Genomic DNA, 19,517 nt, shown 5'->3' with positions numbered 1-19,517 from the left:
TAAAATCGTATATTCTTATCCTATCTTTGCTCTATTTTCTTCAGTTCTTTCTCAAATCGGCAACGATACATTTCGCCTGCTATCGTCAAGCCGAACGGGAAGGCAATCCAGATGCCCAGTATGCCCATGCCGCAAGGAAAACCGAGGGTATAGCCCAATGGAAGTGAGATGACGAAGTAGGCGATGAAGGCATAGAGCACCATAGGTTTTACACAGGCGATACCTCGAAGGGCATTGGCAAAGGTATATTGCAAACCATCGCCAAACTGATATACCATCATCAGGATTATCAATACCGACACATACGCCTGTACCTCGGCATTGTCATTAAACCAACCGCCTATCTGGTGGCGAAGCAGAAATACCGGAATTCCCATGCAGAGAGAGAACAGCAGGTTCAGACGGAAGCCATCGTAGGCGTTGCGGCGTACGGCAGCATAGTCTTTCTGACCCATAAAGTGACTCACGCGGATTGCCAGCGCTGCTGCCATACCCGAAAGTACGAGATAGAAGAGCTGGGAGAGGGTAATCATTACCTGATGAGCTGCCAACGGGATAGTACCCAGCCAGCCTACCATCACGCAACTCAGCGTAAAGGCTGCCGATTCCATTCCCAACTGTAAGGCTACCGGCCAGCCCAGACGGTTCATCTCCTTGAAGTCTGCCTTATTAAGTGAACTATGGATGAGGTCGTGTCTGTATTCTCTGAATCCCTTGCCGGCAATCACAATGCTCACCATTGCCAGAGCCATGAGGATGCGGCTTGCCAAGGTTGAGATTCCGGCTCCGAGCAAACCCAGTTCCGGAAAACCAGCCACACCGTAAATCAATACCCAGTTGCCGAGGATATTGACCACATTTCCGCCTATCATCGCCCACATCGCCACCTTGGTTTTTCCGATACCATCCAGGAATTGCTTCATCGTAAAGAAGATACCCATGAAGAGAACCGAGGCAAGGTTCACCAGGAAGTAGGGACGGATGAGCGATAGCAGTTCTTCCGGCTGTCCGATATGTGCCAGATTGAGATAGAGCAGGATGAGAGCAGCCGTAAAAATGGCTCCCGTCAGCATATTGGCAATGAAGGAGTTGCGAACCTTCTGTCCGATGCTGTCGGTGCGTTCCTCGCCGTAAAGCTTGCCGATGATAGGAGTGAGTCCGTAGGTGAATCCCATATAGGATACAAAGACGAGACCGAAGATATTGTTCACCAATCCTGCTGCTGCCAGTTCAGGTGTACTGTGATGACCAATCATCAGCGTATCTGCAAATCCCAGAATGATGGTTCCTAGTTGTCCGATAATAATAGGAAATCCTATCGAAAGCAGTTCCCGGTAATGATGTTTCTTATTCGTTGCAATGGATGTTGTATGATTATTCATATTGCTTTTAATTACTAATCTATTTCTTGTATTTTGTCATTGAGGAATGCAAAGTTACGGCTTTATTCAGTAACTACCAAATTTTTCTTTCAGAAAAAGATTTTTTCCTCTGTTTTATTTGGAGTTATCGGATTAAAAAACTATATTTGCAGAATCAAAACAACTGACAATCAGATTTACAAACCAAATAAACATACCATTATGAACAACATTCCATTAGTATTTTGGCTCATCCCGATAGCCAGCGTTGTTGCATTGGGAATGGCATGGTTCTTCTTCCGTTCGATGATGAAAGAGGACGAGGGAACCGAGAGAATGAAAGAGATTGCAGCACATGTTAGAAAAGGTGCAATGGCCTACCTCAAGCAGCAGTACAAGGTGGTGATCATTGTCTTCGTAGTGCTTGCCATTGTTTTCGCTTTTATGGCTTATGTGTTGAAAGTGCAGAATCCGTGGGTTCCGTTCGCTTTCCTTACCGGTGGACTCTTCTCCGGACTGGCGGGATTCTTTGGTATGAAGACGGCTACCTATGCTTCGGCACGTACAGCCCATGGAGCTCGTACCGGTCTCGATAAGGGACTGAAGATTGCTTTCCGCAGCGGTGCCGTGATGGGACTCGTTGTGGTTGGGCTCGGATTGCTCGATATTGCCATCTGGTTTATTGTTCTTAATGCGGTGTATGCCGGTGAGTCTACTGCCCTCATCACCATCACTACCACCATGCTTACCTTTGGTATGGGTGCTTCTACCCAGGCTCTCTTTGCCCGTGTAGGTGGAGGTATCTATACCAAGGCTGCCGATGTGGGAGCTGACCTGGTGGGCAAGGTAGAGGCTAATATTCCAGAGGATGATCCCCGGAATCCTGCAACCATTGCCGATAATGTGGGTGATAATGTAGGCGACGTAGCCGGAATGGGTGCCGACCTCTATGAGAGCTATTGCGGTTCTATTCTCTCTACCGCTGCTCTGGGTGCCACCGCCTTTGCCATGAATAGCGACATGCAGCTCCGTGCCGTTATCGCACCTATGATCATTGCAGCCATCGGCATCTTCCTCTCGCTTATCGGCATCTATCTGGTCCGTACCAAGGAAGGCGCATCCATGAAGAATCTGCTCCATTCCCTGGGCTTGGGAACCAATGTAAGTGCCGGTCTTATCGCCGTTGCCACCTTTATTATATTATATCTCCTGGGCATCGAGAACTGGCTCGGACTCTCATTCTCTGTTATCAGCGGTCTGGTGGCTGGTGTCATCATCGGTCAGGCTACGGAGTATTATACTTCCCAGAGCTACAAGCCAACACAGAAGATAGCTGAGGCTTCGCAGACAGGTCCTGCCACGGTGATTATCAAGGGTATCGGAACGGGAATGATTTCCACCATGGTTCCTGTGGTAACCATCTCTGTTGCCATCATGTTGAGTTTCCTCTGTGCCAATGGTTTTGACATATCGATGTCTGCTAAGTCTATCAGTACCGGTCTTTATGGCATCGGTATCGCAGCCGTAGGTATGTTGTCAACGCTCGGCATCACCCTTGCTACCGATGCCTATGGTCCTATTGCCGACAATGCCGGAGGTAATGCAGAGATGAGCGGACTGGGTAAGGAGGTGCGTGAACGTACCGATGCCCTCGATGCACTTGGCAATACCACAGCAGCTACCGGTAAGGGCTTTGCCATCGGTTCAGCAGCCCTTACAGCTTTGGCGCTTCTTGCATCTTACATTGAGGAGATCAAGATAGCCATGATTCGTGCCGTAGAGAATGGCAAGCAGTATGTGGATGCTGCCGGCAATCTCTTCGACCCATCGAATGCAAGCACCATCGATTTCATCAATTTCTTCCAGGTTAACCTGATTAATCCTAAGGTTCTGGTAGGCGCTTTTCTCGGTGCGATGGCTGCCTTCCTGTTCTGCGGACTGACGATGGGTGCTGTGGGACGTGCTGCTGAGTCAATGGTTCAGGAAGTTCGTCGCCAGTTCCGTGAGATTCAGGGAATCCTTGAAGGAAAGGCAACTCCGGATTACGGTCGTTGTGTAGAAATCAGTACCCGCAGTGCTCAGCGTGAGATGATAATCCCGTCTCTTCTTGCCATCATCATTCCTATCGTAGTAGGTCTGGTTTTGGGAGTTGCCGGTGTGCTCGGTCTTCTTACCGGTGGTCTTGCAGCCGGCTTCACGCTTGCCGTCTTCATGTCTAATTCAGGTGGTGCATGGGACAATGCCAAGAAGATGATAGAGGAGGGCAACTTCGGAGGCAAGGGTAGTGAGAATCATAAGGCAACGATTGTAGGCGATACCGTAGGCGACCCATTCAAGGATACCTCTGGTCCATCGCTCAATATCCTCATCAAGTTGATGTCGATGGTAAGTATCGTGATGGCTGGTTTGACCATTGCGTTCTTGTAAAAATCTGATAGCACCCTTAGAAAAATAGCCCCCGATGCAAGAAACGCATCAGGGGCTATTTTTTTCTATATATTAATGCCATATTTGCCACGCTGCGCGTTAACTATTTGATTTACAGGAAATAAAGCGTGGCAATAAGCGTGTTTTTTATTGCCACTTATTGCCACCTAATGCCACGTGTGCGAACACAAAAGCTTTTCTAGTATACATGAGAAGCAATTTTCCTGCAAAAAAAGGCATTTTTATCGAATACTGCAAGTTTTGCGGAGATTATTTGGCTTATTCTCCGCAAATTTGCGGAGAATAGACACAGAAAGATAGGAAAGAAAGGAACGGAATGAATTATGTGGCATAAATTAGGAACCCACAAAAAGAAGTGACTACCTTTTTAGTATATCAAGTAAAGAAGTGACTACTAAATCAGGAAAAGTCACGCTGTACATACCTGGAAAATAATCTGCGTATGAGAAATTTGCCCTGAAGCCTTGCCCAACTTTGCCCGAAGCCTTGGGCAAAGTTGCCCGACGGCCTCGGTCACATTTGTTCATCGTTTCGGTCATGCTTACTCATGTACATGGGTATGGATGCTCATGTACATGAGTAAGCATGCTCATGAACGTGGGCAGATTTTTATAAGAATGATAGCATTCACTACGACTGAAGTTGCTTCAGCTGTTCTTCTGTTAATCCAGTTAACTGCACGATTTGAGACCAAGGCATACCCATTGCCATCATGTTACGGGCTACTTCCGCTTTACCTTCCGCTTTACCTTTAGCTATTCCTTTTTCTTCGCCTTCAACATAAGAGCCATAAAGACCGGAGTAGTAATCGTCAACAGCCTTAATACTTTCATCGTATTTTTCCTGTTCCTCACTACTCAAGCAACGAACATCTGCCAATTTAGCAAGATGATCGAATATCTTCTTCTGTGCCGTAAACGGCAATCTTTCCAATACTTCCATATACTTCAATACATAAATCCATTTTTCAAAACCTGTCTCGCATTCTTCCTCACTCTTATCAAAGAAGGGAAGAGAAAGATAGATGAAACGAAGCTTATCAGAAAACATAGAGTTGCTGGACTTTTCTCTTAAAGCCACGTCTGTCCTAAACTTTGTCACCTCGTGCCCCCTTGGCATAAAATTCATGATGCAAACCACATAAACCGGCACAAACTGGTATAAAACAGGAGTGCGCTCACCTGCTTCATCAAACCTCTTGCGCTGGGCGACAAAAGCCTTACTAGCATAATAGATGGAACGATTCACAAAGAAAGGTACCCATCTGTTCTGCATCTCAACGATGAAATGCTTGCCATCGTCGGTTACACAATAGATATCAAAGATGCAGCCACGGAGATCATTCGTTTCTCCAAGCTGTTCCTTATCCTTGAATGTTACGTCCTTGATTTGAAACTCGCCTTCAAACAAGTCGTTCAAAAAATTAATCAGCAAGTCCTTGCTGAACTCTTGACCGAAGAGACGCTTGAAGCCCCAATCGGTAAAAGGGTTGATGTATCTACCCATAATTAATTATTTTAGATTCTATAAATCTGCTGCGAAGATACGCATTTTTATTGAATCTGCCAAGAAATTCCAGAATTTTCTTTCTAAAAGAGGGTAAGGAAAAGGTTAGGGGAAAAAAAGTGAAGAACTGAGTCCACTAGAAAAAGTCCCCAATTATATTTTTTGTCTTTGTAACTTATTGACAATCAACAAACGTTTTAGATAGAATTGCTTCTCTAGTATGTTAGAAAAGCTTTTGTGTTCGTGCACGTGGCATTAGGTGGCAATAAGTGGCAATAAAAAATGCTCTTATTGCCACGCTTTATTTTCTGTAAATCAGATAGTTAATGTGCAGTGTGGCAAATGTGGCATTAATATGGAAAAAACTTTTTCATGTATATTGCGAAACTTATATTGTCTTTTAATATTATGGTAAGAAGTCGGATTCTTGCATTGTAAGAAAGAAGATGTTGATTGAAATTCTAGAAAAATGAACATAATATGTGAGAAAACATAAGAAAAAGGAACGTGCATGAATTCTTTTTTGTACTTTTGCATTTGAAATAAAATACAAGGCTTATGAAATCGAGATTCTTAACAAATTATACAGAGACAACCTTCCTGTCAACCATTCAGATGAACTTGCGTCGCTGCAAGGCATTTGATTTCTCGGTCAGCTTTATCAAGAAAGCCGGCTTGGTACTCCTGTCTAAAGATATCAAAGCAGCTGTAGAGCGTGGAGCCAAAGGAAGAATCATCACTTCTACCTATCAGAACTTCACGGATGTAGAATCCTTGAATTTTTTTATGAGCCTAACTCGATATCCCAATTTTGAATGCCATCTGGATGATGAATGCTTCCACGATGAGAAAAACTATTCTACCAATGGATTCCACTCCAAGGGCTATCTCTTCGAGATGGAAGATGGAATCGAGATGGTTGTTGGGTCATCTAATATCACTCGCTATGCTTTGTTGAAAAACATAGAGTGGGATTTGGTTGTAAACTGCGACCGTGATACCGAGGCTTATCTTGATGCAATGAATGAGTTTGAAAATCTTTGGAACCAGACTTATGAATTATCACAGGATAGAATCAAGGATTACTCTACAAAACTCTGTTTTGCTATAGAGCGTTGGGATATGGATTACGATATGGCGAATTCCGATATCAAGCCTAATTATATGCAGCGCAAAGCGCTTCGAGAATTGAATCGTTACCGTGCCATCGGACAGGAGAGGGCTTTGGTGATTTCTGCTACAGGTTCCGGAAAGACATATCTGGCAGCATTTGATGCGCTCAATTTCAACCCAGACAGATTACTCTATATTGTGCACGAGGGTTCTATCTTGAAGAAATCCTTAGAGACATTCCAAAAGGTATTTGGTGGCTCTAAAACTTGCGGCTTGTATAATGCGGAAGCAAAGGAAACAGAAGAAGATTTTCTGTTTTCTACCAATGTATCTATGTGCCGCTCACTCGAACTCTTTGATAAGAAGGAATTCGATTATATCATCATCGATGAGTGTCATCATGCTGTTGCGGACAGTTATCGGAAAATCATCGACTATTTTGAGCCAGAGTTCCTGTTGGGCTTGACAGCTACCGAGAACCGAATGGATAATCAGGATGTAGTAGAGATTTTCGGCAATAATATCCCATACGAGTTGCGGCTTCGTGATGCCATCATCAATGATCTGATTGTGCCATTCCATTATTTCGGCATTCGTGACGAACTGGTTGATTATGGCTTGACTGCTTCAGGAGAACGCCGTATGATATCACAGATTTCTACACCAGAGAACTGTGAGTTTATCCATCAACAGATAGAGAAACATCGTATGAAAGGACAGAAACTGAAAGCTCTGGCTTTCTGTAGAAACATCCAGCATGCTAGAATGATGGCTGATAATCTGGGTGATTATTATCATACAGCTTTCTTGAGTGGTAAGAGCAAGACCGGTGAACGTATTCGTGCCTACAATGATTTGCAAGATGAAAACCGGGATTTGGAAATCCTGTTTGCTGTAGATATTCTGAACGAGGGTGTGGATATTCCTGGTGTCAACATGGTGCTTTTCCTGCGCCCAACGGAATCGAGTACCATCTTCTTACAGCAATTGGGTCGAGGACTTCGTAAGTATGCCAACAAGCCTTATGTTACGATACTCGATTTCATCGGCAACAGCTATAAGCGTAGCGTTCATATAGCCTTGGCACTTGGTAGTCTTTCCCGAAATTCCATCTTGGAAAAGAAACTTTTGAAGTTTATGGTAAGGAATGATTTCAAAAGTTTAGGTCTGGACAATTATGGTGTTGAGATACATATCGACGATCTTTCTAAAGAAGAAATCATTGACAAGATAGAGAGCGAGAATTTCAATCGCGTCAACTATCTGAAGATGGATTATCAGAATTTCAAGGCATATTTGAAGACTCCGTCTTATCCATCGCACATGGATTATATGAATAGTGATTATGCTCCTAATCTCTTGAAATTCATGAAGATAAAGATTGGTTCCAAGAAAACCAATTCTTATTATGGCTTCTTGAAGGGCATAGAGGAAGAGGATTTGCCTGTATTCTCAGAAGAGCAGATTGCTTGCATCAACTATCTTTCAAGTCTTTTGCCTTTGGTAAGAGAACACGAGTATCTAGTAATCAGAAATTTACTGGAGGGAGAGACTTCTTTATCTCGCATAGAAGCCAATATCCAGGAGGAGATTCCTGGCTTCAGGCATGAGCAACTGGAGCACGCTTTGCGATTCCTGGAAGAGGGATTTGCTGTGAAGATAGAAGCGGATGAAGTGCATTTATGTGGCGAAAGAGAAGATGAATATGATGCGTATCTGCAAGATTTGCTCAACTATGGCTTGACGCAATATGAGGCAAGATATGCTGAAACGAAAGAAGATTTCCTGTTGTGGCAGGATTATCGTCAGGACCAGGTGCTCTTGAAAATACTGGAAAATCCGAAGCACAATCAGTATGGCACTTATTATAAAAATGGCAATATGTATATCTTTGCGGGTTTAAAGAAGGATGCCTCGCTGTATGAACATTTGAAGTATAATGACAAGTTCTTGTCGCCAGATGTTTTCCAGTGGGAAAGTATTGCCCGTATTTCTGCCAAGGATGAGGCTTTGCAGCGGGCAGCCAAAAGGGTATTGGTATTTGTGAGAAAGGTGAGTGCCGAGAATGGCATTACTCTGCCATATACTTATATTGGAACAGGGTATTTGGAGAATCCAAGAAAGGGTGCCACGACGAATGGTTCCATATTGTATGATATTCACATGGATAATCCGTTGCCGCAGGAATTGCAGGAGGATTTCCAATGGATGGAGTAAATGAAATTTTAAATAGGAGATAAGACAATGAAACATTATAATGTGGTTGCAGCCGTGGTTTGCTATGAAGGCAAGTTTCTCTGCATGCAGAAAGGCAAGACGAAGTTTGAATATACCAGCTATAAATGGGAGTTCCCTGGGGGCAAGATAGAACCAGGTGAAACTCCTCAACAGGCGTTGGCTCGTGAGTTGCTGGAGGAGATGGAATATCCAGTAGAAGTAGGAGAGAAGTTGGTGACCGTGAATCACGAATATCCCGATTTCTCGATAACTATGACAGCCTATCTATGTACTCCAAAAGCTGAGGTTGATGGGTTCAGGAGAAGGGAGCATGCTGATAGCAAGTGGTGCAGCAAAGAAGAACTGAAGGGGCTCGACTGGGCTGCAGCGGATGTTGGGGTAGTGGAAAGTATCTTATAATACGCTAGTCAATCTTGCCGTTAGTTGATAAGGCAAATTCCTCTAGATGAAATTTCTCCTTGGTAGCCTCTATTATCTCTTCTTTTTGCTTCTCATCAGAATTGTTTTTTTCGAGTGCAAGTATCAGATAATCATTGCCTTTTGATGGAGAGAAGATTTTGCCGATAAGCATTCTGAAATGCCTGTTGACGAATTCTTCTACTTGAGTACCTTCTTTCGGTGTAAGGCGATAGAACTCATATCTTTCATCCAGCATTTTCTGGATTTCATCCCGGAACATCTTGCGGACTCTGTTCTTCCAGGAAAATTTCTGGTGCTCATTATGACGGGCATACAGAGATACGACATAGAGGAAGTTTACATCGTAATGGAAGACTAGGAGGGTGTCTCGATCGAACAGGCGGTTATTGAAATGCTGGGTATTGAAGCACTTATGTTCCCTGTCGGTTGACGATACCTGGTCTGAGAAAGATAGATTCTCTGCCATCTTTGCGCTAATGAAGAAGTTCGGAATGATGTTGTATCCTTCCGTCAAATCATCACGGAGCTTTGGTACGTTGCCAAAGTTACGCTTGTCGTATTGGAGCTCTTCATCGTCCTTGTCGTCATTCATAAAGAGGTTCAGGTTCCACTGGATGATATTTCTGGCGTACGTAAACTGCTTATATACAGATTCTTTTCCGATGGCATGACCAAGCTTATAATATTTGCTATCACCGATGTAATAAACAGGCTCTGGATCTTTGCTTGTAATCAGGTTCTGGTAGGTGTACAAATGGTCTATGCGTTTGCCATCAGCCTGTTCTTTCAGACCAGCTGGGATGTTCTTTTCTCCCAGAAGTTCATCAATAATGGCTTCGAAAACGATATTGAAACTCTTAACCAGAAGATACTCTTTGCGTTCCTTCTGGGTGTTCATGCGCTTGGCGTTGTCAAAGAAGTCATAGCATAACTTCCAGAGATATAATGCTTTATCAGAAAAGTACTTGTATTTAATCTGGAGGAGTCTGGTCTTTCCTAGTCCATCTAGATAAGTCTTGAAACGATAACCTGTGATTAACTGGAAATTGCAGTTGATATGATTGGTGAAACCATATCTTTCGCTGATATAGTTCAGGATGGAAAAGAAAATAATCAGTAATTCTTCATCGAAGTTTATCTGTTTCTTCCTGTTAACAGGATTGGTATAAACAGGACTGTTTTTGCAGACAATGGCTCTTGTGGTGGATATGGTCTTAGACCAATGAATGCGGTTGTAACCGGAATGGATGTTCTTCAGGATGAAGAAGATGAAATCCTGGTTATGCTTGTTGAAGTCGATGAGAGCCAGCAGAATATCGAGGAATGTGTTGTTGATTTGTCTGTTACTTTTACCGAGGCACGCTATTTTCTGGTGATAGACAATGCCGTTTCTGGTGGTATTGTTGTAAACCTCGATAGTGCGGTAAATCCAGACAGAGAACTCATAGATGAAGTCTTTCTCCTGTTGAGAGAGTGGGTTGTTCTGGTTCAGGTTGACGATGGTTTCCGGGGCGTATTTGCTGAATACTTTTTCGCCCTCTGAGGTGTCTTCGAGCAGTACTTTCGGCAAAATAAAGACGCAATCGTTGAGCTGGATATTGTAGTAATACCCAACGTAGTTGATGCTGACGTTGCCATCAATGTCCTGCATGGCGTCGATGCCGTGCAGAACATCCATAATCTGTTCAGCCTGATACTGATGTTCTTCTATGAGGATTCTCATAATGTCTTTATTTTATTGTTTCTACAGTCCAGCCTTGTTCTTTTGCGAATTTGATAATCGAATCAATGTTTGTTATATTCCACCAATTGCTTACATAGAACTCGACTCCATCAGACGAATAGAATTTTCTATCTTTTTTATAAAAGCCATAGGCTTTTTTCTTGTAACTTTCTACAGAGTTTTCTATTTCTTGACGAGTGACGATTAATCCAATGAGTTTCAAGTCCTTTCCAAGCATAGTATCTGGGAAGGTTTCTTTGATTTCTGAATATTTCATCTCGTGATGTTCATTCAGATATTGTTTAATGATGGAAATACCTAATTCACCTTTGCCAAGCGGGTTAGAGCCATTTAATTTGTACTTTGTATTATCGTTGCCTTTAGTTTCGTTGTTGCTTGGGGCAGCATCAATATTTTCCTCTTCTTCTCCTTTTTCAGGGATGAATTCATCTACTCCCAAATTCTCCAAGAACTGCTCAACGATAGCTATATCAACGTAGGTTGTGCCGTTCTTATCCTCATAGAATCTATCGAAAGACAGAATCTTGCCTTCTTCATCCTGAAAGTCCTTATCATCGAAACCATAGTCCTTGAATACATCATTCCAGAGATAGAAGATAACCTTGCTTACGAATAAATCGGCATCGATTTCGCCATCCTTTGCCTTGCAGAAGAAATAGCCGAGTTTCTTGTCTTCTGAATTGGTAAGTGAACCAATCAGGTTGTTAACCTTGCTGATAAATGACCACCATTTGTACTGCTTATCTCCCGTGTTGATGTACCAGTTGAGAGGAGCGTTGGTTTCTTTGTCACGACCTTCGCGAATAGGCACATACTTCCAATCCCAGCGGCGCTTAAAGGCAGAGTCGATAGGGAAGAGGCTCTGGTCGCTGGTGTTCATTGTTGCCCAAATATAAAGATTGGAAGGCAGAACAAGTCGTTCTCCCCTCATGATGAGGCTTACCATATTGGCTTCGCCATAGAGCTGATTGATTTTGTCTTTATTCGTAATCTCCCATCCTTCAAATTCCTTTTCAAGATATTTCTGCATATCCTTGTCTGCTACGATAGGATAATCAGAAAAGCCATATTCGTTGCGATCAAGCAATTGGAATAGGTCACCAAAGATCTGGGCGCAATTACCTCTGTTTATTTCTTCGATAATAAGATATTGCTTTTTTGATGCCTTATTCTTAGTGAAAATATCTGGAGTATCGAGAAGTGCTGGGTGGATCCTATTATAGCTTTTGTCGCTCTTTTCACTCTTTTTGCTACCAAGTTTCTTCCACGCTTCAACATAGGCTTCGAGAAAAGCCTGAGGAATGAACTTATAGGCAATTCTGTCTTCCTTTACAACCTTTCCGGTTTCCTCATCAATAACCTTTTTGCCATTACAATCTCGGAGTACAACTTCTTCTGTAATAGGTTTATAAGTACCTACAAAAGAGGCGTAATCTGAGTCTGGATGGAATGTAGTTCGAATAACGTCTTCACTAAAGGTCAAATCCTTGATTGCCTTTGATTTACCTGTGCCTGGAGCACCATAGTAGATCTGTTGAAGTCCTGCCGCTTTAAGTAAAGAACTTTCTGTAGAAAAAGAATCTGTAGAGATACCCTTTCTTATAAGCTCGTTCTTTGGGTCAAGAACCATCTTTGCCATAGCTGTCAACGTTGCGCTGTAGCCATATTCAAATTTATCAATATTAGATAATTCTTTGAGTTCTACTCTGGCATCCTCAGCCTTTTTGTTGGGATTCTTTTTATAGTAGTCTATAAATTCTCTCAGTAATTGCTTGGATATGGTACGCATGCTAAAAGCACCTTTGCTTTCTAATTTTACTTGATAGCAAAGTCTGTCTTTGTCTGCAATTATAATGCGCCCGTCAGTAGATTGGTCGCCAACCATAAGTTTATCGTAATCTTCCATGTTGTTCTTTAATGATGTTTCGGCAAAAGTACGACTCTCGGGTGAAAGTTGTATTGCACATTATTGTTTTTCGTTGATAAGTTTGATGATGCTATTTAAAAAGTCATGAGCTGGTTGCTGCATATTCTCGACATCTGAATTACTTACATCATATTCGCAGTTATAATCAGCTTTCATTCTTAATTGCTCCATTCTGGAGAAAAATGCACCAAGTTCTTTGTCAATTTTACCTGTCTTAACGAAATTCATGCCAAATACGCCTAAAGTACCAGCATGAGTATGTGCCGAAAGCCCATAATGTATTAATAGTGCCTGAGCAGCATGGAAACAAGAATAGTAAAACCTATTAGCTGCCAAATCCCATAATCCCATAGAAAGCATTTGCTCTGCTTCTGCTATAAATCTTTTTGCTTTTTCCAGACGAAGTTCTACTAAAGAACTTCTTTCATCGTTTGTTAGCCCCATAATCTTACTCCTTCCTTTTCTACGTTTTTATAAAATGGTGTAATTTTATATTTCTGCCACTCCTTAGCGGAATACATTACAGGATTTATTTCTTTGCCTAAATCCCAACCTAGCTCGGTAAGAGGATAGGTAACATTGTCATAATCAGAAGGAAGAAGCTGTTCCTTGTCTAAGATAACAAGAATGTCCCAGTCGCTATCATCCCTTGCGGTACCTCTAGCTTGTGAGCCAAAAAGTATCGCTTTTCCGTATGGTGGCATATTCTTAGCCAGGCATTCACGGATAGCAGTCAATGTATGTTCTTGTTCCTTCTTCATATTGCAAAGATAAGATAAAAAGTTGAATTAGACAAGCAAAAGTCTTCTTTTTTATGAATTATTACATGATTTACAAGGTATATGGTAGAATGATTCCTGAACATTGTGGAATATTCTTCAGATTTTCATGTATTTGTTCTCTTCTAGTTTAAATGTTCAGATGAATCACTTCAATCCCCTCTCTTTCAACTTCCTTGAGAAGGAAGGGATTGAGGTGGTGATGCTTTCTGATAATATCAACAGGGCAGCCCAGAAGGGCTTCAAGGTATGCTTTCAGACGGACTATCAGAAAAAACTTAGGGGCATTTCTACATAGATATCTACATCGCTGCCTCCTGTGTTCTCACTGCCACCAGTAGCAGAACCGCCACCGCTGGTTCCGTCATCGCCTTCCTCCGGAGTGGTTGGAGCATTGAGGTCAATGATGGTCTTACCTTCCTTCTTTGCCTGGTTGATAGCCAGGAGATTTGCGTTCACGCTACGCATTATGATGCTGTAATTAATTATAGTCGTTTGTGTTAAAAGGTTCATTTTTCTCATCTCCCCGGAAGCCCCGTTTCCTTTCCTTTTCGGGGGCATCATTGATGAGTGGCGCCTGTCATCATTTATCCCCCGCCCCGGTCATCATAGATAACCGTTTTCAGGCATATAAGGCGTTTTCTTAGATTGCTGGTGCAAAGATACGAAGAATTTCGGTATCTGCCAAATTTTGGCATGTGATAAGAATCGATTTTCTGCAGCTTACGATTTGAAACTAAGTTAAAAAGACTAACTCTATGTTTTATGGGGCACATCTCTATGTTTTGCGGTATAGAAAACTATGTTTTGCGGTATAAATCATAATATTACAAAGTAATACCCGATTACGGGAAACGTGTTCAGTATTCAGTATTCAGTTTTTTTCGCTGTTGTTTTCACCCTCTCTATAGATAGTATATTATATATTATTATATATAATAATATATAATATAAAATAATTACTTACAGATTATAACCATAGGAAGGCTAACTATCGCGAAAAAAACTGAATACTGAATACTGAATACCCTCTTAGGCACCACATGCCCTGGGTTAGGAGCTTCTGGTCCTTCAGGGTGTGTGGGGCAAGGTATCTAAAGTACTGCTGCGCAGACCTTGCGAAACCAGTCGAGTTTCTTACTGCTCATTTCTGCTATGGATAAGTTCTCCTTGTTTACATCTTCTGGCTCAAATTCATAATTAATGGGCATTTATGCCGCAGACATTATCAAGCTGCTAGTATCTTTTTTAGTCAAGAATTAGAATTAGAGAACTTTTTTAGTTAATTTCTTGGAAGTTACGAAAGAAAAGTGTATCTTTGCAGCGAGAACATAAAATCGCAAAGATATGGCAAGATACATCAATCCATTCTCAGACTGGTCGTTCAAACGAATCTTCGGCCAGGAGTACAGCAAAGACTTGCTGATTGAGTTCTTGAACCAGTTGCTCCTGGGAGAGCAGCATATCACGGATGTGAAGTTTAAGGACAAGGAGATGTTGCCAGAAACAAAAGACCAGAGAGGTATCATCTACGACGTCTTTTGCGAAACTGACACAGGTGAGCACATTATCGTTGAAATGCAAAACAGGAGCCAGACCTATTTCATCGACCGGTCTCTCTACTATGCATCGAAGACGATAGTAGACCAAGGCATAAGAGGACAATGGGATTATCATCTCACACCCGTTTATGTTATCTGTTTCATGAACTTTGATGTAGATGAAAATACACCCAAGAATTTCAGAACAGACGTTGTGCTGGCAGACAAGGATAGCGGAGAGGTTTACTCTAACAAGATCCGCTTAATCTATTTGGTAATGCCTCTTTTCAAGAAGAAAGAGGAAGAGTGTACTACGTTCTTAGATTGTTGGATTTATAATTTGAAGCATATGGAGACTTTGGAACAAATGCCTTTTGAGGCTCAGCATAAGATATTCAAGAGACTGGCAGAAATAGCCGACTCCAAGACTCTGACCAAAGAGGAACAGGAGAAATACGATAACAGCATGATGGTCATGTGGGACAATTATGCGGTATATAAGCATGCTGAGGAGAAAGGAATGAAAAAAGGTATAGAAAAAGGTATAGAGAAAGGTATAGAAAAAGGTATAGAAAAAGGAGAAAAAAAGAGAAATAAAGAGATTGCTTTGAACCTATTGACATACAATACTCCAATAGACGTCATTGCAAAATCCACCGGCTTATCTATCGAAGAGATTAAGAATTTGGAACAACATAATTAACAAAGCTTTCGCAAGTGGTTCAAGAGTTAGGAACCAATAATTTGAAATCTTCAACAGCCTGCTGACGATTTTGGGTTTTACAATGAATCTGAGAAAAGTTCCGCAAACTGCGGAATTTTTTCATATAGAGGAGCATATAGCTTGAAAAAACAGAAGTAAGAAGTCTTTGTAAATAAAGCGTATGCCAGATAGAATGACCATAGAACAGCGCCACAATAATATGGCGGCAATCAAGGGCAAGGATACCAAACCGGAGATTCTTGTCAGGAAGTTCCTGTGGGCTAGGGGATTCAGGTATCGGCTCAATCATCCACGGTTGCCGGGAAAGCCGGATATCGTGCTCAGGAAGTATCGTACCTGCATTCTAGTGAATGGGTGCTTCTGGCATGGACATGAAGGGTGCAAATATTATGTGGTGCCGAAATCGAACACAGAGTTCTGGATGGAGAAGATCAGGAGGAACCGGGAGAGGGACCATGAAGTGCTGCATCGGCTGGCTGAAATGGGATGGCATACCATCGTGATATGGGAATGCGAACTGAAGCCGGCTGTCAGGGAGAAGACCCTGGAATCCCTGGCCTTTACGCTAAACCATATCTTCCTGGAAGATCATCATATCAGGAGGTATGAATTGCCGGAAGAAAAGCCGGCAATGGTAGCGGAACCGGATCCAAGGCATCGTGATTAATAATGAAACATATCCAAGTGGTTGTCCGGACAAATTCAATTTGTCCGTGTTAAAAAAATCCCCTGATGAAGTCCGGAATTGGAATCATCAGGGGATTTTTCTCTTTTATCTGATTTCTCTGTTGATTTCGCCTGCTTCGCTATAGCCTTCCAGCATCTTGGCGCTGGTGATAGGTTTGCGGGAACAGTAGTCGAAATCTACCTTCTTATAGCCTTGGCTTGAGCGCCAGCGGATGGTGAGCTTCACCGTCTTGCCGTTGGTATCTGGCAGGGCATCGTTGAGATTGAAGGCTACCAGGGCATCACGCCAGTAATTCTGTGGGTCACCATTTACGTTGTGACGAAGCTCTACCTCGTATGGATTCTCTGGGTTTACACCGGTAAGGAGATTGATGTAATGTGTACTCATGCCACCCCAAAGAGCACGGAAGCGGAGGGTGAGATAGCCATCCTCGGCTACGGTTACCCAATCGCGGACGATATCTACGATGTTGTTGCCGTATTTCTCGCTGTTTTCTGCATCAGAAGCGAGTGATGGTACCGGTTTCTTGGTCAGGATGCTGTCTATCCAGTTGACATGCACTACCTGATTGTACTGGTCGCTCTTCTCATTGGTTGAAGAGTAGTTGACGAGTGCACGTACCTCCTTGCCGCCGAAAACGGTAGACTTGAGGTTCTGGGCGAGCAGGGTGGTGTTGTCATCGAGCTGCAGGTAGCAGGCGTCGCCATTCTGCTTGACTGTGACCAGGGCATTTGGTAATACCTGGCTCCAATCGGTATCGTCATCGTCATTGCATGACTGGAAGGTGAAGGCTGACAGCAGCATGGCTACAGCCAATCCGATTTTCTTGAAATTAATTTTTCTCATACTTATTGTTCCTTTCTTGTTTTATTTATCTTTTCTGATGATAAAATGAGAAGTGAACGGAAATCTTGCTTCTGATTTAGAAAAAGATTGTTAAAAGTAATAGGTGCAGCCGATTGTTGCAGTATAGTAGACAGTGGCTCTTTACGGAAAAAGTTTCTTTTGCGTTAAAAAACTTGCATTATTTCTTGCTTTGTATTACTTTTTTTTTATATATTTGCAATCGAAAGTAATTCTAAGACCAAATAGAAGAAAAGTAATAACCTTTTAATATTTAAGCGTATGAAGCGACTGATACAATTTCAATTCATGCTTGTTTTGTTGCTCGTGTGTGGACAGGCAACTATTCAAGCTAAGCGAATCAGCCAATGGCAGGCTCAACAGCAAGCCTACAGTTTCTGGGGAAAGCAGATGCCTATGAAGGCAAAGGCTAAGAGCAGAGTGGTCTCTACAGCATCTCTCTCTACTCTGGGAAATGATTCCTACTATGTTTTTAATAATGATGCCGGTGGATTTGTCATCATTGCCGGCGATGATGCGGTGGCACCTGTTTTGGGTTATACCTCAACGGGGGCGTTTGATGCTAACAACTTGCCTGAGGGTTTGAAAGATTTGCTGAAGAGCTATGAGCAGCAGATTGCTGCATTGGGTAAAAACTATAAGGCAAATACTACTTCGACAAGAGCCGAATTTACTGGAGAAAAACTGCTGAATACGGCGAAATGGAACCAGGGGGCTCCATTCAACAAGTATACTCCGAATAATTATGTAACGGGATGTGTGGCTACAGCGGGTGCTATTGTGATGAAACATCATGGCTATCCTGCAAAGGGCGTTGGGTCTCATTCCTATACCTGGAATGGTCAGAACCTTACCGCAAGTTTTGAGCATGATTATGACTGGGCTAATATGCCTGTCAGGTATACTGGTGATAATGATGCGGCATTTGATGGTGTTGCCAGACTGATGTCTGACCTGGGTATTGCTGTGAATATGCAATATGCCAATGGAGGAAGTGCATCTGCTTTGGAAGACCTGGTAACTGCTCTGAAAAAGTATTTCGGTTACAGTAAGTATGCTAGACATCTGAAAATAGAGGATTTGGGTGCTGAAGCCTGGAACGGCAGATTGCGTGCTGAGATTGATGCCAACCGTCCGGTTCTGTATGCAGCCTCTGATGCCAATGTAGGAGGTCACTCCTTTGTGATTGATGGCTATAAGGATGAAAGTTTCAGAGTAAATTGGGGTTGGGGTGGATATTGTGATGGATTCTATCGCGTCGGTGCCCTCAATCCTGAAGTTGACGGAACGCCACAGGGAGACCAGTACAATTCATCTCAAGCTGCTGTATTTGCGCTTCAGCCTTCTGACGGTAAGGAAGTCCTTTCTAATCTGAGATTTATCAAGGTTGATGGTTATCTGGAAACGATGAATATGAACGTTACTGATGTAAAGGCTGGTAAGAACCTGACTCTGTATCTTTTACCGGTTCAGTGTCAGGGGGAGAATTCGTATACCGGAAAAATAGCAATAGCTTTGAAGAATGCCAAGGGAGAAATCCGTGAAGTCTTTGGGGCAAAACCAATTAAGGCCTTAAAACCTGGATATTATTACCCCGAATTTCCATTAGGTGAAGCTTGTCCGGTGGATGCACAGGATGGTGACTACCTGGCTATTGTATCTAAGGAAGAGGGAACTGACGAATATGTAGAAATCTTCGGACCTGATATGACGGAAGTACATTTGCCTGCTACGGGATTCCAGCCTCGTACATTCGAAGTGAAGGCGGAATTAGGCAAAGGGGCTGAGTTTATTGAGGCACCTTCAACTTATAATTGGGTTAGCAGATTCTACAATGGCAAGCCATTGCAGGGCTGTCCTTATTATTTCGACGTAAAGATGGATGAGAGTGTTACAGAGAGCAGTCTTGAACTGGATGGTGGAGAGGTTCTTGCTTATCAATTCAGTGATGGTGCTAAATTCTATGGTATATCTGTTGGTATAAAACCTGTTTATAATCTTGTTGTTAAAACCACTACCGGCATCCGTTCGGTAACAGTAGATAATAAGACAAGGAAGTCTGCATTGTATGACCTCAACGGTCGCAGAATACCAAATGTTCCATCTAAGGGCATTTATATCCAGAATGGAAAGAAGATGATTAGAAAATAATCATTTGCTGACG

General features: G+C 42.5%; 14 protein-coding genes. 6 read left to right on the top strand and 8 right to left on the bottom strand.

Features of this window, described 5'->3' with window-relative positions:
- Nucleotides 1–20 precede the first annotated feature (20 nt).
- Nucleotides 21–1,382: an MATE family efflux transporter gene (locus tag ACTQ16_RS02395; RefSeq protein WP_441935927.1), complete on the bottom strand. Its 1,362-nt coding sequence runs from the start codon at nt 1,380–1,382 to the stop codon at nt 21–23.
- A 201-nt stretch (nt 1,383–1,583) separates the two neighbouring features.
- Between ACTQ16_RS02395 and ACTQ16_RS02390 the strand changes: the two genes are divergently transcribed.
- Nucleotides 1,584–3,788 carry a sodium-translocating pyrophosphatase gene (locus ACTQ16_RS02390; RefSeq protein WP_441935925.1) on the top strand — a complete coding sequence of 735 codons (2,205 nt, stop codon included), beginning with the start codon at nt 1,584–1,586 and terminating at the stop codon, nt 3,786–3,788.
- A gap of 651 nt (nt 3,789–4,439) precedes the next feature.
- On the opposite strand, the gene ACTQ16_RS02385 is transcribed toward ACTQ16_RS02390, so the two are convergent.
- Nucleotides 4,440–5,315, bottom strand: coding sequence for an Rpn family recombination-promoting nuclease/putative transposase (locus tag ACTQ16_RS02385; RefSeq protein ID WP_441935923.1), 876 nt, complete (start codon nt 5,313–5,315; stop codon nt 4,440–4,442).
- A 558-nt stretch (nt 5,316–5,873) separates the two neighbouring features.
- Here ACTQ16_RS02385 and ACTQ16_RS02380 point away from each other — a divergent pair.
- Nucleotides 5,874–8,645 carry a DUF3427 domain-containing protein gene (locus tag ACTQ16_RS02380; RefSeq protein ID WP_441935922.1) on the top strand — a complete coding sequence of 924 codons (2,772 nt, stop codon included), beginning with the start codon at nt 5,874–5,876 and terminating at the stop codon, nt 8,643–8,645.
- 27 nt (nt 8,646–8,672) lie between these two features.
- Entirely contained in the window at nt 8,673–9,065 is a 393-nt protein-coding gene (locus tag ACTQ16_RS02375) for a (deoxy)nucleoside triphosphate pyrophosphohydrolase (RefSeq protein WP_441935920.1), read from the top strand.
- A gap of 4 nt (nt 9,066–9,069) precedes the next feature.
- Here the strand turns inward: ACTQ16_RS02375 and ACTQ16_RS02370 are convergent, their stop codons facing one another.
- The 5 genes from ACTQ16_RS02370 to ACTQ16_RS02350 all read right to left on the bottom strand — a co-directional run bounded on the left by ACTQ16_RS02370 (nt 9,070) and on the right by ACTQ16_RS02350 (nt 14,004).
- The gene (locus ACTQ16_RS02370) at nt 9,070–10,809 is read right to left on the bottom strand and encodes an LlaJI family restriction endonuclease (RefSeq protein ID WP_441935919.1); all 1,740 of its coding nucleotides are present in this window, start codon (nt 10,807–10,809) and stop codon (nt 9,070–9,072) included.
- A 7-nt stretch (nt 10,810–10,816) separates the two neighbouring features.
- Entirely contained in the window at nt 10,817–12,736 is a 1,920-nt protein-coding gene (locus ACTQ16_RS02365; RefSeq protein WP_441935917.1) for a DUF4268 domain-containing protein, read from the bottom strand.
- A 60-nt stretch (nt 12,737–12,796) separates the two neighbouring features.
- Nucleotides 12,797–13,201: a HEPN domain-containing protein gene (locus ACTQ16_RS02360; RefSeq protein ID WP_295347465.1), complete on the bottom strand. Its 405-nt coding sequence runs from the start codon at nt 13,199–13,201 to the stop codon at nt 12,797–12,799.
- Entirely contained in the window at nt 13,192–13,518 is a 327-nt protein-coding gene (locus tag ACTQ16_RS02355) for a nucleotidyltransferase domain-containing protein (protein WP_295347463.1), read from the bottom strand. The genes ACTQ16_RS02360 and ACTQ16_RS02355 overlap by 10 nt, the downstream gene beginning before the upstream one ends.
- Before the next feature lie 285 nt (nt 13,519–13,803).
- Nucleotides 13,804–14,004 (bottom strand): hypothetical protein, encoded by a 201-nt coding sequence (locus ACTQ16_RS02350; protein WP_441935915.1) that lies wholly within the window; start codon nt 14,002–14,004, stop codon nt 13,804–13,806.
- 879 nt (nt 14,005–14,883) lie between these two features.
- On the opposite strand from ACTQ16_RS02350, the gene ACTQ16_RS02345 reads away from it, so the two are divergent.
- Complete coding sequence (locus tag ACTQ16_RS02345) at nt 14,884–15,780, top strand: Rpn family recombination-promoting nuclease/putative transposase (protein ID WP_441935913.1); 897 nt, start codon at nt 14,884–14,886, stop codon at nt 15,778–15,780.
- Between the two features lie 181 nt (nt 15,781–15,961).
- Nucleotides 15,962–16,468, top strand: a complete 507-nt coding sequence (locus ACTQ16_RS02340; protein WP_294970090.1) for a very short patch repair endonuclease — start codon at nt 15,962–15,964, stop codon at nt 16,466–16,468.
- Nucleotides 16,469–16,573: 105 nt separating this feature from the next.
- Here the strand turns inward: ACTQ16_RS02340 and ACTQ16_RS02335 are convergent, their stop codons facing one another.
- A complete protein-coding gene (locus tag ACTQ16_RS02335) occupies nt 16,574–17,335 on the bottom strand; it encodes a NigD-like protein (RefSeq protein ID WP_441935912.1) in 762 nt (253 codons plus the stop codon).
- Nucleotides 17,336–17,614: 279 nt separating this feature from the next.
- On the opposite strand from ACTQ16_RS02335, the gene ACTQ16_RS02330 reads away from it, so the two are divergent.
- Nucleotides 17,615–19,504: a C10 family peptidase gene (locus tag ACTQ16_RS02330; RefSeq protein WP_441935910.1), complete on the top strand. Its 1,890-nt coding sequence runs from the start codon at nt 17,615–17,617 to the stop codon at nt 19,502–19,504.
- The last annotated feature ends 13 nt before the right edge of the window (nt 19,505–19,517 follow it).

The organism is Prevotella sp. LCP21S3_D2, assembly GCF_052118345.1.
GTDB lineage: Bacteria > Bacteroidota > Bacteroidia > Bacteroidales > Bacteroidaceae > Prevotella.
Note: the sequence above shows the minus strand (reverse complement) of the source record. Positions and strands in the feature narration are given on the sequence as shown.

Coding starts and splice junctions, on each gene's coding strand:
- ACTQ16_RS02395 (WP_441935927.1), bottom strand. CDS start 1,382: ATGAATAATCATACAACATCCATTGCAACGAATAAGAAACATCATTAC.
- ACTQ16_RS02390 (WP_441935925.1), top strand. CDS start 1,584: ATGAACAACATTCCATTAGTATTTTGGCTCATCCCGATAGCCAGCGTT.
- ACTQ16_RS02385 (WP_441935923.1), bottom strand. CDS start 5,315: ATGGGTAGATACATCAACCCTTTTACCGATTGGGGCTTCAAGCGTCTC.
- ACTQ16_RS02380 (WP_441935922.1), top strand. CDS start 5,874: ATGAAATCGAGATTCTTAACAAATTATACAGAGACAACCTTCCTGTCA.
- ACTQ16_RS02375 (WP_441935920.1), top strand. CDS start 8,673: ATGAAACATTATAATGTGGTTGCAGCCGTGGTTTGCTATGAAGGCAAG.
- ACTQ16_RS02370 (WP_441935919.1), bottom strand. CDS start 10,809: ATGAGAATCCTCATAGAAGAACATCAGTATCAGGCTGAACAGATTATG.
- ACTQ16_RS02365 (WP_441935917.1), bottom strand. CDS start 12,736: ATGGAAGATTACGATAAACTTATGGTTGGCGACCAATCTACTGACGGG.
- ACTQ16_RS02360 (WP_295347465.1), bottom strand. CDS start 13,201: ATGGGGCTAACAAACGATGAAAGAAGTTCTTTAGTAGAACTTCGTCTG.
- ACTQ16_RS02355 (WP_295347463.1), bottom strand. CDS start 13,518: ATGAAGAAGGAACAAGAACATACATTGACTGCTATCCGTGAATGCCTG.
- ACTQ16_RS02350 (WP_441935915.1), bottom strand. CDS start 14,004: ATGCGTAGCGTGAACGCAAATCTCCTGGCTATCAACCAGGCAAAGAAG.
- ACTQ16_RS02345 (WP_441935913.1), top strand. CDS start 14,884: ATGGCAAGATACATCAATCCATTCTCAGACTGGTCGTTCAAACGAATC.
- ACTQ16_RS02340 (WP_294970090.1), top strand. CDS start 15,962: ATGCCAGATAGAATGACCATAGAACAGCGCCACAATAATATGGCGGCA.
- ACTQ16_RS02335 (WP_441935912.1), bottom strand. CDS start 17,335: ATGAGAAAAATTAATTTCAAGAAAATCGGATTGGCTGTAGCCATGCTG.
- ACTQ16_RS02330 (WP_441935910.1), top strand. CDS start 17,615: ATGAAGCGACTGATACAATTTCAATTCATGCTTGTTTTGTTGCTCGTG.